At 39.3% G+C, this 14,933-nt stretch carries 16 protein-coding genes; 10 read left to right on the top strand and 6 right to left on the bottom strand.

Annotated elements, in window-relative coordinates; translation table 11 throughout:
- Positions 1–201: 201 nt before the first annotated feature.
- Together paeA and AWW73_RS06310 are read right to left on the bottom strand one after the other, a co-directional pair.
- Positions 202–1,527 carry a polyamine export protein PaeA gene (gene paeA, locus AWW73_RS06315; RefSeq protein ID WP_062849121.1) on the bottom strand — a complete coding sequence of 442 codons (1,326 nt, stop codon included), beginning with the start codon at positions 1,525–1,527 and terminating at the stop codon, positions 202–204.
- Positions 1,528–1,650: 123 nt separating this feature from the next.
- Positions 1,651–2,640 (bottom strand): LysR family transcriptional regulator, encoded by a 990-nt coding sequence (locus AWW73_RS06310; RefSeq protein ID WP_004703082.1) that lies wholly within the window; start codon positions 2,638–2,640, stop codon positions 1,651–1,653.
- A gap of 587 nt (positions 2,641–3,227) precedes the next feature.
- On the opposite strand from AWW73_RS06310, the gene AWW73_RS06305 reads away from it, so the two are divergent.
- Entirely contained in the window at positions 3,228–4,832 is a 1,605-nt protein-coding gene (locus tag AWW73_RS06305; RefSeq protein WP_002117581.1) for an isocitrate lyase, read from the top strand.
- A gap of 55 nt (positions 4,833–4,887) precedes the next feature.
- Here the strand turns inward: AWW73_RS06305 and AWW73_RS06300 are convergent, their stop codons facing one another.
- Together AWW73_RS06300 and AWW73_RS06295 are read right to left on the bottom strand one after the other, a co-directional pair.
- Positions 4,888–5,358 (bottom strand): copper resistance protein NlpE, encoded by a 471-nt coding sequence (locus AWW73_RS06300; RefSeq protein WP_031947668.1) that lies wholly within the window; start codon positions 5,356–5,358, stop codon positions 4,888–4,890.
- A gap of 187 nt (positions 5,359–5,545) precedes the next feature.
- On the bottom strand, positions 5,546–5,869 hold the full coding sequence (locus tag AWW73_RS06295) for a hypothetical protein (protein ID WP_005070594.1): 324 nt from the start codon (positions 5,867–5,869) through the stop codon (positions 5,546–5,548).
- A 201-nt stretch (positions 5,870–6,070) separates the two neighbouring features.
- Between AWW73_RS06295 and AWW73_RS06290 the strand changes: the two genes are divergently transcribed.
- The 9 genes from AWW73_RS06290 to AWW73_RS06250 all read left to right on the top strand — a co-directional run bounded on the left by AWW73_RS06290 (position 6,071) and on the right by AWW73_RS06250 (position 12,266).
- Entirely contained in the window at positions 6,071–6,946 is an 876-nt protein-coding gene (locus AWW73_RS06290) for an urease accessory protein UreD (RefSeq protein ID WP_205630319.1), read from the top strand.
- A gap of 101 nt (positions 6,947–7,047) precedes the next feature.
- Positions 7,048–7,350 carry an urease subunit gamma gene (gene ureA / locus AWW73_RS06285; RefSeq protein WP_002117495.1) on the top strand — a complete coding sequence of 101 codons (303 nt, stop codon included), beginning with the start codon at positions 7,048–7,050 and terminating at the stop codon, positions 7,348–7,350.
- Between the two features lie 11 nt (positions 7,351–7,361).
- Complete coding sequence (locus tag AWW73_RS06280) at positions 7,362–7,682, top strand: urease subunit beta (protein ID WP_062849119.1); 321 nt, start codon at positions 7,362–7,364, stop codon at positions 7,680–7,682.
- Positions 7,672–8,130, top strand: a complete 459-nt coding sequence (locus tag AWW73_RS06275) for a GNAT family N-acetyltransferase (protein WP_062849118.1) — start codon at positions 7,672–7,674, stop codon at positions 8,128–8,130. The genes AWW73_RS06280 and AWW73_RS06275 overlap by 11 nt, the downstream gene beginning before the upstream one ends.
- Positions 8,131–8,142: 12 nt before the next feature.
- Positions 8,143–9,843: an urease subunit alpha gene (gene ureC, locus AWW73_RS06270; RefSeq protein WP_062849117.1), complete on the top strand. Its 1,701-nt coding sequence runs from the start codon at positions 8,143–8,145 to the stop codon at positions 9,841–9,843.
- A gap of 70 nt (positions 9,844–9,913) precedes the next feature.
- Positions 9,914–10,396 carry an urease accessory protein UreE gene (gene ureE, locus AWW73_RS06265; protein WP_062849116.1) on the top strand — a complete coding sequence of 161 codons (483 nt, stop codon included), beginning with the start codon at positions 9,914–9,916 and terminating at the stop codon, positions 10,394–10,396.
- Positions 10,383–11,048: an urease accessory protein UreF gene (locus AWW73_RS06260; RefSeq protein WP_062849115.1), complete on the top strand. Its 666-nt coding sequence runs from the start codon at positions 10,383–10,385 to the stop codon at positions 11,046–11,048. Before ureE ends, AWW73_RS06260 begins: the two co-directional genes overlap by 14 nt.
- Positions 11,049–11,072: 24 nt before the next feature.
- Entirely contained in the window at positions 11,073–11,687 is a 615-nt protein-coding gene (gene ureG / locus AWW73_RS06255; RefSeq protein ID WP_002117800.1) for an urease accessory protein UreG, read from the top strand.
- Positions 11,688–11,696: 9 nt separating this feature from the next.
- The gene (locus AWW73_RS06250) at positions 11,697–12,266 is read left to right on the top strand and encodes a HupE/UreJ family protein (RefSeq protein WP_062849114.1); all 570 of its coding nucleotides are present in this window, start codon (positions 11,697–11,699) and stop codon (positions 12,264–12,266) included.
- Positions 12,267–12,308: 42 nt separating this feature from the next.
- Here AWW73_RS06250 and rsmD read toward each other — a convergent pair whose 3' ends face one another.
- Both rsmD and mrdA read right to left on the bottom strand, forming a co-directional pair.
- The gene (gene rsmD / locus AWW73_RS06245; protein ID WP_062849113.1) at positions 12,309–12,860 is read right to left on the bottom strand and encodes a 16S rRNA (guanine(966)-N(2))-methyltransferase RsmD; all 552 of its coding nucleotides are present in this window, start codon (positions 12,858–12,860) and stop codon (positions 12,309–12,311) included.
- Positions 12,860–14,872, bottom strand: coding sequence for a penicillin-binding protein 2 (gene mrdA, locus AWW73_RS06240; protein WP_062849112.1), 2,013 nt, complete (start codon positions 14,870–14,872; stop codon positions 12,860–12,862). The genes rsmD and mrdA overlap by 1 nt, the downstream gene beginning before the upstream one ends.
- Between the last annotated feature and the right edge of the window lie 61 nt (positions 14,873–14,933).

Below are 14,933 nucleotides of genomic sequence, written 5' to 3'. Positions count from 1 at the left end.
GCAGTTAAGAGATATAGATTAATTTATTAATTTTCAGTATTTAAGCTTTAATAGAGTTACTAAATAAAATAATAATACTTTTAAATTAAAAGAGCAAATTGAATAAATGAATCTAAAATAATTATTACATATATTTAAAAAATTTATTTAGTTTTAAAAAAATACCCCAGCTAAATTGTGGGGTATTTAAATTAATACCGATTAGTTTTCATCAATTGATGAGTGTGTTTCGGTTTGTTCTAAAATTCGAGTTACAAGAAGTTGGTCAATTTTAAAATGGTCGACATCGACAACTTCAAACTTATATCCACCAAATTCTACAAAATCTGCTGGACGAGGTATTTTACGTAGACGGTACATCATGAAACCTGCGAGTGTCTCATAATTTTCTTCATCAGGCATTTCATCAATTTCAAGAGCATGTCTTAGGTCATCAATTGGTGTGCTGCCATCAATCAACCAAGAGTTATTATCACGTTTAATGATTTGTTGCTCTTCTTCTATAGGAGTCACCCAGTCACCCATAACTGTAATCATAATATCACTCAAGGTGATAACACCTACAACCAGAGCATATTCATTTATGACCACCGCAAATTTCTCTTTTGTAGAGCGGAAACGATCAAGTAATTCCGAGAGAGTTAGGGTGTCAGGAATCATTAAGACAGTACGAATGGTTGATTCATTCAATTGTGTTGGGGATTGATTGTTTAAAATGCGCACCAGAAAGTCTTTGGCATCAACATAACCAATGACCTGATCAATATTTTCATTACACACTAAAAATTTTGAGTAAGGATATTCTGCTAATTTTTGACGAATACTGTCTTCATGTTCATTCAAGGTGAAATAAACAACATTTTCGCGTGTTGTCATGCTTGAGGGTACGGTACGTTCTTCTAACTCAAAAACGTTCTCAATAAAGTGGTGTTCTTGTTTTTGAAGTACACCAGCTTGCGCGCCTGCATCCATGACTGCTGAAATATCATCAAAAGTAATATTGTCTTCTCGTGTTGTATTAACTTTGAATAAACGAAATAGTAAGTTGGCGATTGCATTAATTCCCCAAGCTAAAGGTTTGCAAACCTTAATAAAAACTTGAATTGGGTTAATAACACTAATCGCAATTTTTTCAGGTGCAATCATGGCCAAACGTTTTGGCATGAGATCGGCAAATAAAATAAATAGAGAAGTTACTAAGGTGAAGGATAGGGCAAAACCAATAGTCTGTGTCCAAGGTCCTTCATAAAAACGGTCGATGAGTGTGACAAAAAAAGGACGAAAAGCAGCTTCACCCAAAATACCACCTAAAATCGCAACTGCATTTAGGCCAATTTGAGAAGCTGCAAAAAAATCGGCAGATTGTTCTTGTAGATCAAGTACTTGTTGGGCACGTTCTTCGCCAGCTTCGGCTAAAATTTTTAACTTTACTTTTCTGGCACCAGCCAAGGCAATTTCAGTTAAAGATAAAAAGCCTGCTGCGATGATGAGCAGTGCGATGATAATGATATTTTGAAAGAGACTCACAAATCACCCGAGGTTCATCATTATTATGACTATGTTTTAACACAAAAAAGCGCTGAGGTAATCAGATTGATTGCTCAGCGCTTGAAGATAATGTCTAAAATCGACAATTAAATTAAAATTTATTTAATAGTGAGAAAATTGTGAATTGTTGGTTAGAAATTCACGATTTTCTTCTTCAATCATTTGACGAGCAACAAATAAAATAAGTTGGCGCAACCAGCGATGAGCAGGATGGTGGTGTAATAACGGGCACCAAGCCATTTTAAGTTCAAATTCTGGAATATAAAAAGGAGGATCCTTTATAACCAGTTTTGGATTTTGAGTTTGTAAACGTGCCATGCGGGTTGGTAATGTAGCAATAAGATCTACATTTTGAGCAAGTAATGCTGGCATTTGGTAGTGACGGGTAAATACAGAAATTTTACGACGTTGACCAATACGCTCTAATGCCTGATCGATCCAGCCTAAACCGCCTTGTTTATCTGGATTTACACCAAAGCCTACGCCCATACCTGTTTTAGACACCCAGATATGTTGTGCATCTAGATAGCTTTTAAGATTTAAATGGGTTACAGCAGGGTGTTTGTCGTTAAGAATACAACTGAAACTATCACGCCAAACTAAAACTTGATGGAAACTTTGCGGTATTTCATTAAATCTATTAATCGCAAGATCAACTTTACCTTGTTCCATATCTCTATAAGACACATCACTTGGTGTAAGAAAGTCGAGGACAACATTTGGAGCTTCAGAGCGTAGAGCTTTGACAAGGCGAGGGACTAAAGTTGCCTCGGCATAGTCAGATGTCATAATGCGGAAAACGCGATTACTTGTATAAGGGCGGAATTCGGTACGGGGTTCCAAAATCATGGAGAGGTCAGAAAGGGCATCACGAATACGAGGTTGTAATTCGAGTGCACGTTCTGTTGGGGTCATCCCTTCAGAAGAACGGATAAGAAGCGGATCATTAAATAAATTACGTAAGCGACGTAAAATATTACTCATTGCAGGCTGAGTTACCCCAAGCTGTTCGGCTGCGCGCGTAACATTTTTTTCACGAAGAAGTACATCAAGATATATTAATAGATTAAGATCTACTCGCTCCAGATTCATAAAAAAAATACCGAAAATAAAACCCTGAAATTGTTTCAAATTATGCCATATTTAATAATCATTGTGTGAAAAAATGATGAGAAAAGCGACATTTTTTGTAGGAATTAAGTAGGGTGGAAAGCCGTTTCAAAGGTACGATTTTATTGTCTTTGCTTAGTTTTGAATGAAAGAAATCTAAATAGAATATATTTATGAATAACTTCTCAATTTCTAGCATATAAATTGACTTTTTGCATTGGCAAAAATAGCCTAATTTACAATTGACTTTTAGATTTAAAAATGAGTGGAAAATCTTCAAAAATTGTATAAAAATAAGACTTAGTGAGGTTTTAGAATGAAACTCTATACTCCTTTAGGATAATTTTATTTTTATAAACAGAGTGTTAAGGTTTTTAGTTTTATCTATAATATCGATTTATTGGTATATTTTTTAAATAAATACTGAAGATTAATAAAGGATATTGGATTAATTGATTGGCTAAGTCTAAGCTGTGGTCATGAGGAAGCAGCTGGTGTCATAAGAAATTTAAGTAACGTGACTCTAGGCTTCAATCGATGAAATCCTAAAATGAATACAGGACAATATCATGACTACATATCAAACAGCGATTGATGCAGTACGTCAATTAAAAGCAAAATTCGGCAACACTTGGGCAGACATTAGCCCAGAAGATGCTGCTCGTATGCAACTTCAAAACCGTTTCAAAACAGGTTTAGATATTGCTAAGTATACAGCTGCGATTATGCGTCGTGATATGGCTGAATACGATGCTGACTCAAGCAAATACACTCAATCATTAGGTTGCTGGCATGGTTTCATCGCACAACAAAAAATGATTGCGAACAAAAAATATTTCGGTACTACAAGCAAACGTTATATCTACCTTTCTGGTTGGATGGTTGCTGCTCTTCGTTCTGAATTTGGTCCACTTCCTGACCAATCTATGCACGAAAAAACTTCTGTTCCTGCATTGATCGAAGAAATCTATACTTTCTTACGTCAAGCTGACGCAAAAGAATTAAACGATTTATTCCGTGCACTTAAAAAAGCACAAGAAGCTGGTGATACAGCTAAAGCAGCTGAAATCACAGCTCAAATCGACAACTTTGAAACTCACGTTGTGCCAATTATTGCGGACATCGATGCTGGTTTCGGTAACGAAGAAGCAACTTACTTACTTGCTAAGAAAATGATTGAAGCTGGTGCTTGTGCGCTTCAAATCGAAAACCAAGTATCTGATGCTAAACAATGTGGTCACCAAGCTGGTAAAGTAACTGTTCCACACGAAGACTTCATCGCTAAGATCCATGCATTACGTTATGCATTCTTAGAAATGGGTCTTGAAGAAGGTATCATTGTTGCGCGTACTGACTCTGAAGGCGCTGACTTGACTCAAAAAATCCCAGTGGTTAAAGAGCCAGGTGACATCGCTTCTCAATACATCAGCTACTTAGATACTCAAGAAATTGATATTGCTGATGCTCAAGAAGATGAAATCTTAATCAAGCGTGATGGTAAATTACACCGTCCTAAGCGTTTACCATCAGGTTTATATCAGTTCCGTGCTGACACTCAAATTGACCGTGTTGTGCTTGACTGTGTATCTAGCCTTCAAAATGGTGCTGACCTTCTTTGGATCGAAACTGCGACTCCAAACGTAGAAGAAATCGCGCACATGGTTAACCGTGTTAAAGAAGTTGTTCCAAATGCTAAGCTTGTTTATAACAACAGCCCATCATTCAACTGGACTTTAAACTTCCGTCAACAAGCTTACGACCGTTGGGTTGCTGAAGGTAAAGACGTTTCTGCATATGACCGCGCTAAATTAATGAGTGCTGAATATGACAACACTGAATTAGCTGCTGATGCTGATGACAAGATCCGTACTTTCCAAGCAGATGCTTCTCGCGAAGCAGGTGTGTTCCATCACTTGATCACACTTCCGACTTACCACACTGCGGCTCTTTCTACTCATGAGCTTGCACAAGGTTACTTCGGTTCTGAAGGTATGTTGGCTTATGTTGCTGGCGTACAACGTAAAGAAATCCGCGGTGGAATTGCTTGTGTTAAACACCAAGCAATGGCGGGTTCTGACATCGGTGATGATCACAAAGAAATCTTCTCTGGTGACAACGCTCTTAAAGCGCATGACGATGCTAAAAACACAATGAACCAATTCGCTGCTCACTAAGAATTGATTCATAAAAAAACCCGCTCAAATGAGCGGGTTTTTTAATTATTAAAAATTATTTTTTCAAAACATAGTGTTCAGCTAAAGAGCCTTCAACTTTCTTACCTTCCATATCTAAAGCAGTTGCAGTGTTTTCACCGATAAAGAATTTACGGTTTTGACCTTTATCATCTAGGGTAATGACTGAAGTATTATCTTTGTCAAAAGTAAAGGTACCATGGGTTTCAAATGGGTTTGCATCACCTTTACCAAGATAAGTTTCAGTCAGCTCGTAGGTTTTATCATCTTTAAGTTCTAATTCGGTTTTAATACCTTCACAGTCTGCGCATGGGAGAGTGCCTTTATATGTGCCGTCCCAATCGAGTGAGTTTTCAGCTGTGTGTGCGGTATCTACAGCATTATTATTCGCTTCAGTTGTTTGTGCTGGAGCAGATGCTTGGGTTGTCGTGTCGGCTTTATTTTCATTTTTGCTACAAGCGGCAAGAAGGATACTTAAGAGTGCTACTGATAATAATGTTTTTTTCATGATGATCTAAACCTCGGAAAATAAATAAAAAACAAGTAAACAGGCTATGAAATATAAGAGCCTAATAAAAGTTTAAGTATGTAATTTAATTTTAACAAAAGGTAAAGTGAGTAAAATTTAATCAAAAAGAAGGATATAAAAATTAAAAAAAGGTATCCACTAAAAAATTAGTGAATACCTTTCTATTTTAAGGTTGAGAAGAAACTCCGCCTAAAGAATCACAAGCTGATTTATAAAGTTGATATTGTTGCTTTAAAACTTCATCTAGCGGCATGTCGAATAATTCTTCACCATTCTTATAACTCTCTACATATGAAGTCGCCTTTTCTTTGCTTACCGCTAAAGACTGTTGGTAGTAAGAATTAATTGAACTTGTTGCAATCTGACTTGTCTCAACATTTTTACATTCAAAATTATGGAGAATTTTTTCTGCACGTTTGACCTCACTAGATTGGCCAAAAATACACCCAGTTAAAAAGACAAGTGGCGTTAACACGAAAAAAAGTTTCATGGAGAGCAAGTATGGAAGCAACGGTGGGCGCTATTGTATAAATAATTCCATGAGTTACTGTGGTTTTATGTTAGACATTGATTGTTTTTTAACTCATTAAAATCGAAAAATTGTATCTAATTTTATCATTTGGCTTATTTTTATATTTGGTGCGTATTTTGCTTATAACTTTAAGCACTTATTTTGAACATACGAACCAGAATGAATCAGGTACAAACGTTTTCAAAAAACTCTTTAGCACCATTTTGGTATGCGAGATTAGAGCTCGGATTTTGTTTTGAAAATTCGCGCACCATAATGAATCATAGAAAGCATTATGGCCCTGTAAGGGTGCAAAAAATGCTCTGGCCTGAAAAAACAGGTGTATGTCACGCCATTATTGTACATCCTCCCGCAGGAATTGCAGGAGGAGATCATCTTACTTTTCAAATCGAAACCAAAGATCAAGCTCATGCGGTTGTAACGACTCCTGGCGCAGGGAAGTGGTACAAAACCAATGGGAAGCAAGCCTTTCAGCATATTCATCTTCATGTGCGAGATCAGTCTATTTTGGAGTGGGTTCCACAGGAATCCATGTTATTTGACGGAGCTCTAGCACACTCAGAAACTCATATTCATCTTGACCATACTGCCAGTTTTATAGGATGGGATATGTTGGTACTCGGGCGGCAGGCGCGCGCTGAGCGTTTTGTGCAGGGAAGCTACCACAACCAGTTTAAGTTGTGGCGAGAACAAAAATTACTGGTTGCAGATATATTGTTTTTTGAAGGTGAAGATCGTTGGCTTCGTTCATGTTTAGGTATGAATAATCAAGCCGTAATAGGAAGCTTTTGGGCGGTTGCACCTGAGAAATATCGGTCTTCATTTTATTTAGAACAACAGCTCGAACTCATTCGTGAATTAATGATGCGTATGCAAGCACCTGTAACTTTAACATTATTAGATGATGTGGTTTGTGCGCGTTTCTTGGGAAATGATGTCCGACGTTGCCATGATGCTTTTGCGGCAATAAGAGCAAGATTAAGACGTTATTGGTTTGATTTAGATGAAGAATTTCCGAGAATATGGAAGACCTAAGTTACGTTAAATTGCGTATTTAAAAAACAATTAAAATAAGTATGCTGCTTTTGAGCACGTATTTTGCTTAAAGAAAATTAGATGCTATTTAGGAAAGAGATATGGAACTCAATCCAACAGAAAAAGATAAATTACTTATTTTCACCGCTGGTTTAGTTGCTGAGCGTCGTAAAGCGCGTGGTTTAAAACTGAATTATCCGGAAGCTATCGCTTTTATTTCTGCTGCTTTGCTTGAAGGGGCGCGGGACGGTATGACGGTGAGTGACTTGATGCATTACGGAACAACTTTATTAAAGCGCGAAGATGTGATGGATGGTGTGCCAGAAATGATTGCTGAGGTTCAGGTCGAAGCAACTTTTCCTGATGGTTCGAAGTTAGTCACTGTTCATCAGCCAATCGTATAAAAGGAGGACTTATGATCCCCGGTGAAATCATTACTCCAGATACAGACATTGAGCTGAATGTTGGACGACAAACTTTAAAAGTTGTAGTTGCTAATATTGGCGATCGGCCTATTCAGGTGGGTTCACATTTTCATTTTTATGAAGCAAATGATGCACTACAGTTTGATCGTGAAATAGCTAAAGGCTTTCGATTAAATATCGCGGCAGGTACAGCAATACGTTTTGAACCCGGACAAAGTCGAGAAGTAGAGCTTGTTGCTTTGGTTGGTAAACGAGAAGTTTATGGTTTTGCAGGCCGAGTCATGGGGCGTTTGGATGAGAATGTTGATTAGAAAAGCAACGAAAGATGACACAGATACTATCGTTGCCATAATCGCTCCATATGTAGATCAAGTGATTGCAAATCACGAAGGGCGCTCACGCTTTAAACCAGAAGTCATACAAACAATTTTTGATCGAGAAGATATTCATTATTTTGTTGGAGAGATTGATCAACAGATCGTGGGTATAGTCGCTTATATGGAACCCTCACATTTAATGCATTTTTTTATTAAAAAAACACATTTGAAACTAGGTCTAGGGCGACAGCTTTGGGATTTCATAGAAGAAAAAATTAAAAATGAAAATATAGACGTTGAAAAAATTACGGTGAATTCAAGTTTTTATGCTCAAGATATCTATGAAAAATTTGGTTTTATTGTAAGTGGTGATGCTGCTGAAAAATGGGGAATCCGGTTTATCCCGATGACAAAATATTATGCTTTGCCATCAGAAAAATAAGGAACTAATCGTATGAAAATGTCACGTCGTGCATATGCTGAAATGTTTGGTCCAACGGTTGGTGATCGTATTCGCTTGGCTGATACAGAGCTTTTTATTGAGGTTGAGCAAGATTTAACGACCTATGGTGAAGAAGTTAAGTTTGGCGGTGGCAAAGTCATTCGTGATGGAATGGGGCAATCTCAACTTTTAGCCAATGAAGTTGCCGACACTGTGATTACCAATGCTTTGATTGTGGATTGGTGGGGAATTGTAAAGGCGGATGTTGGCTTAAAAAATGGTCGAATTTGGAAAATAGGAAAAGCTGGAAATCCTGATATTCAACCTGACATTACCATTCCTTTAGGTGCTGCAACAGAAGTGATTGCAGGTGAAGGACAAATTTTAACGGCAGGTGGTATTGATACTCACATTCACTGGATTTGCCCGCAGCAAGTTGAAACTGCTCTTATGTCGGGTACAACAACAATGGTGGGTGGTGGTACAGGACCGGCGGCTGGAACTTCAGCAACGACTGTGACTCCGGGGCCTTGGCATATTGCGATCATGTTGCAAGCCATTGATGATTTGCCTATGAATATTGGGCTGTTAGGCAAAGGGAATTTGAGTTTACCTGATCCAATTCGTGAGCAAATTAAAGCTGGGGTAATTGGGTTAAAACTCCATGAGGACTGGGGTTCAACACCGGCAGCCATTGATAACTGTTTGAGTGTAGCGGATGAGTTTGACGTGCAGGTCGCTATTCATACAGATACTTTAAATGAAGGTGGTTTTTTAGAAGAAACACTAGCTGCATTTAAAGATCGCACGATTCATACGTACCATACCGAAGGTGCGGGTGGTGGGCATGCACCTGACATTTTAAAGGCAATTGGACAAAGTAATGTCTTGCCGTCTTCTACTAATCCAACGCGCCCTTATACGATTAATACCATTGATGAGCATTTAGATATGCTTATGGTTTGCCATCATTTAGATCCGGCAATCGCTGAGGATATTGCATTTGCTGAAAGTCGTATTCGCCGTGAAACTATTGCCGCTGAAGATATCCTGCAAGACTTAGGTGCTATTGCCATGATGTCCTCTGACTCTCAGGCGATGGGTCGCGTAGGTGAGGTGATTTTACGAACTTGGCAAACTGCTCATAAAATGAAAATTCAACGTGGGCCTCTTGAGGGTGATAATGAGTTTCATGATAACAATCGTGTTAAACGTTATATTGCTAAATATACGATTAACCCTGCAATTACCCATGGTTTAAGTCATGAAGTGGGTTCTGTTGAAGTCGGAAAACTTGCTGATTTAGTGCTCTGGAAGCCTGCTTTTTTTGGCGTAAAGCCTTCCATGATTATTAAAGGGGGTATGATTGCGGCAGCACCGATGGGTGACATTAATGCTTCAATTCCAACACCTCAACCCGTGCATTATCGTCCAATGTTTGGTGCTTATCCGCGTGGTGTACATAACACCTGTATTACCTTTTTACCTCAAGTGGCAATTGATGAAAAAGTTGCTGAGAAATTAAACCTTAAAAAGTTAATTAGCCCATGTAAAAACACACGTCAAATTAGCAAAGCTGATATGAAGCACAACACATATTGCCCAGTCATGCATGTTCATCCTGAAACTTACGAGGTGCGGGCTGATGGTGAATTATTAACGTGTGAACCTGCTGATGTATTACCTATGGCTCAGCGTTATTTCTTATTTTGATAAGTTTTATAGAGATGATTTGCCTCATTACTCTAGATATGAAAGAAATAAATAAGGAGAGAAAAGCTAAATGAAAATCTATACCCAACGTCTTGAATATATTTCTCCTGATCAGGCATTTGAAACGGTTGAACTGACTTTTGATACACGCCAAAAATCACGGTTTCGAGCGGCTTTAGCGAGTGGGGTGGATATTGGTGCTGATTTACCGCGTACTGGTATTTTGCGTAGTGGCTCATATATCGCAACTCAAGAGGGCGATGTATTGCGTGTTGATGCAAAACCTGAGCGATTAATGCAAGTCACTGCTCAAACCGATTTTGATTTGCTTAAAGCTGCCTATCACTTAGGTAATAGGCATGTGCCATTAATGCTGACACCTACAGCTTTGTATTTTGAGCCTGATCATGTGCTTGCAGAAATGGTGGAAGGGTTAGGGCTTACAGTTTCAGAAACTGATCATCCGTTTGAACCTGAAAGCGGTGCCTATGCACAGCATAGCCATGATCATCGTTTAAGCTCAATCAAAGCTTTACATCATGTCCATTCATAGTGCCGCGCAATTACTGCAACTGCTGACACTGTCTTCTACGGCATTGCCAGTTGGGGCGTATTGTTATTCGCAAGGTGTGGAAACGGCGATTGATATTGGCCTAATACATGACGAAATCTCGGCAATTGCTTACTTTGAAGAAGTACTTGAGATGTTGTTGGTGAGGTTTGAGCTACCAGTATTAAAGCGTCTCATGCAGCATCACGATGATTCAGAACAGTTTCTGGTATGGGCAAATTTGTATAAGGCCAGCAGAGAAAGTAAAGAACTCTTGGCAGAATCTCAACAGCTGGCATTTTCTTTAAATGCGTGGATTAAAGATGTTTTAAAAAAAACAGTTGAGGTTAAAAAGCAGTTTGGTTTCGTGCCGGTCTATGCACAGCTTTGTGGTCGACTCGAACTCAAAGACATGGATGTACTTACGGCTTATACCTTCACTGTTTTAGAAAATCAGGTTTTAGCCGCAGTAAAAACTGTTCCTTTAGGACAAATGGCTGGGCAAAGAATTTTATGGCACTTGCATGGTTTAGTACCACAAGCAGTAGAGAAAGCTTTGAAGCTTAATGATGAGCAATTGAGCTGCGCTTTACCTCGTTATGCCATGCTGAGCATGAAACACGAAACACAATATTCACGGTTATTCAGATCTTAAGTTTAGGAAAAAAGGATAAAAATCATGACAGAGCGTAGTCCATTACGAGTTGGAATTGGCGGACCAGTGGGTTCGGGTAAAACAGCACTTACACTTAATTTATGTTTAGCCTTGCGTAATAAATACAATATGGCTGTAGTGACAAATGATATTTATACCAAAGAAGACTCAAACTTTTTAACCCGTAATGAAGCGATGTCGCCAGATCGGATTGTGGGTGTGGAAACAGGTGGTTGTCCGCATACGGCAATTCGTGAAGATGCTTCAATTAACTTGGCTGCAATTGATGATTTGTGTGAAAAATTCGAAGGCTTAGAACTCATTATTATCGAAAGTGGTGGTGATAATTTAGCTGCAACATTTAGTCCTGAACTTTCTGATTTAACTTTATATGTTATTGATGTCGCAGGTGGAGAAAAAATCCCTCGTAAAGGTGGGCCGGGTATTACTAAGTCAGATTTACTCATTATTAATAAAACTGACCTTGCGCCAATGGTAGGTGCAAACCTTGATGTAATGGACCAAGATGCGAAACGCATGCGCGGAGAAAAACCCTTCTTATTTTCAAACATGAAAACACAAGATGGGCTTGAAGAAATTATCCAATTTATTGAGAAACAAGGGCTGTTTAAAGCTTAAGGAGAGATTATGGACTTCATGAAAAAATGGAGTGTAGTGCTCCTTTCATTATTGCCAGCACTTGCAATGGCCCATCCGGGACATGATCATGCACATTCTGGTTTTGTGGCGGGCTTTATTCATCCCTTTACTGGGTTAGACCATTTAGTCATGGCCTTGGCTTTTGGTGTCTTATTGTGGTCAGCAGCTAAGCTGTGGAAAATTGCTGGAGTTATTACTTTAAGCGTGACCTTAATTGTAGGGTTCTTAGTGGGTGCTCAAGGTTTAGTAGCTGCAAATGTTGCTGAATACGGTATTGTGGCTTCTTTAGTGGTTACAGCAATTGCATTATGGACAAAATTGAATAAGGTTTTACCTGTAGCGGCGGCATTACTTGCAAGCTTCCACGGTATTGCTCATGGGGTTGAGTTAGCACACGCAGGACATATCGTGTCATTAGTAACTGGTATGATTGCGGGTATGGCATTAATCTATTGCAGTGGGTTGGTGTTGGGCGCTCTGCTTACACGCTATGTGCCATATGGCAAAAAAATTGTTGGCGCCTGTGCAGCAGTTGTGGCACTGATTGGCTTAAGCTAATTAAAATTTTGCAAAGTAAAAGGTAGCTTAGAGCTACCTTTTTTATTTGCTTATTTTTTGGTAAAGCCCTGCGTGAACTGTACCAGCTTTTGTTGTTTTAACCTGTTGCCATGTGGCAGGAAGATGAAGCTGAGATAACTCTCGGTCAGCTTCAACATACATATATCCATTTTTTTTAATATGTGGCTCGGCCAAGTTCGAAAGCTCTTGCCATAAATCAAGACTATAAGGTGGATCTAAAAAAACCACGTCAAATTGTTCTTTTAAACGCGGTAAAGCCTGTTGAGCAGTTGCATTAATTAAATGACAGTTTTGGGCTTTTAAGAGTTCAATATTGTCTTTTAAAAATCTTGCCTGAGTTTTGTCGGGTTCAATCATATAAACCGAAGCAGCCCCGCGTGACAATGCCTCAAAACCTAATGCACCAGAGCCTGTACAGATGTCGAGAACATGAGCATTTTGGATATCCCACATGAGCCAGTTAAATAGAGTTTCACGGACTCTGTCTGGAGTTGGGCGTAAGCCATCAATGCTAGCGAAAGGAAGTACTCGTCTTTTCCATTCGCCTCCAATAATGCGTAGTTGATTTTTCATTATTCATCGGCCTCATTGGTAGCAGGACGAGCAGGAGTCGCTTGTGGTGTTGATGCTGCTGGTTTGTTGGTAGTAGCAGATGCTGGACCAGAACTTTCACCGCCACTTGGAAGTTCACCTGGTTTAATTCCTGCCGTCATTAGCCCACCATTTACTTGGTGATTTGCTGGACGAATCGGGTTTTTCTTACGCGTTAATAGCCAGTAATCAAACACAGGTCGTGCAAGTTGAGCAGCTGAACCACCATGACGGCCATTTTCCCAAATCACGGCAATCGCGATTTCAGGTTTATCAGCAGGGGCAAATCCAACAAATAAACCATGGTCAAGTTGACGCTCACTCAAGGCTGCTTCGTTATAACGTTTACCTTGTGCAATACTCTTAACCTGTGCTGTACCTGTTTTTCCTGCAATTTGATATAGAGGGGTACGAATACCTCGACCAGTACCTGACTGAATTACATCAATCATTGCATCGCGCATTTGAATCCAGTCTTCGTCGGTTCCGTTAAAGTTAATTTTGCCGTCAGGTGCATTACGTACGGTAAATGGTTTTGCACCATGAGTTGCGCGTAAAACATGAGGAGTAACGTGGGAACCATGGTTTGCCGTAATCGCAGTTGCCATGGCAAGTTGTATCGGAGTGGCTGTAAAAGCACCTTGCCCAATACTGACTGAAATAGTTTCACCCTTCATCCATTTCGCTTTACGCGTACGCATTTTCCATTCAGGATTTGGATAAAGACCTTCACTTTCACTTGGTAAATCGACACCTGTTTTTTGACCAAACCCGAATTGACGCATCCATTGGTTCATTTGATCAATGCCCATTTGATGGGCAAGAATATAAAAATAGGTATCACATGACATAATAATGGCTTTATGCATGTTCACGATACCATGACCAGATTTTTTCCAGTCACGGAATTTATGTGAATCACCTGGTAGGTGGAAATAACCGGGGTCAGAAATTGCTGTTGACCAGTCCACTATGCCGTAATGTAAACCACCCATAGCTTCCATTGGCTTAATGGTAGAACCGGGCGGATATACACCCTGTACTGCGCGGTTATAAAGCGGTTGGTCTAAATTGTCACGTAGTGAGCTGTAGTCAGTATGGCTAATTCCTGTCACAAATAAATTAGGGTTGAAGCTTGGGCTAGACACTAAAGCCAGAATTTCACCCGTACGAGGGTCAATGGCTACAATAGCGCCACGACGACCTGCAAGCTGTTGAGACGCGATAACTTGTAATCCATAATCTAAAGATAAATACAGGTCATTACCGCGAGTAGGGTCTTTACGACCTAAATGGCGTAATACATTGCTATGTGCATCTGCTTCAACAGATTCATAACCTGGCGTACCATGCAGTAAATCTTCATAGCTTTTTTCAACACCAATCTTGCCGATGAGGTTGGTTCCAGCATATAGGTCTTTATCAATACTTTTTAATTCTTTATCGTTGATACGCCCGACATAGCCAATCACATGAGCAAATAATTCACCGTGTGGATAATAGCGAGTCATTTGTGTCTCGATTCTTACACCCGGGAACTTATATTTGGCTTCACTAAACTTAGCAATATTGGCTTCAGTTAGATTAAGTTTGATCGCGACGCGTTCAGTTTTACGGGCAGTTTTTATGCGGCTTTTAAAACGGTCAATATCTTCTTGTGTTAAATCTAAAATAGGCTGTAATTGCTCAACCACACTATCAACATCTTCTACATCTGTTTTACTTAGAGTTGCTGTGAAAACAGGGTAGTTATCTGCTAGTAAGACACCATTTCTGTCATAGATATAACCACGAGCAGGCGGAAGTGGCTGTAAGCGAATTCGGTTTTTGTCAGATGCAGTTGAGAATTCGTCATAGTGAAAAATTTGTAGATAAGCATATCGGCTAATTAAGACTAATAAGCAGATAGTCACGATCCCTACGGCAAAAAAGATACGACCTCGATAAATGCGCTTTTCTTGCTGGATATCTTTTAAAGGAAAGTGCTGCTTCATAAGGATCGACTTAATGACATAGGGGAAGAAAAATAGCTTCTTATTCTAACGCAAGAGCATT

The sequence above is a fragment of the Acinetobacter lactucae genome (genome assembly GCF_001605885.1).
Lineage (GTDB): Bacteria > Pseudomonadota > Gammaproteobacteria > Pseudomonadales > Moraxellaceae > Acinetobacter > Acinetobacter lactucae.
Note: the sequence above shows the minus strand (reverse complement) of the source record. Positions and strands in the feature narration are given on the sequence as shown.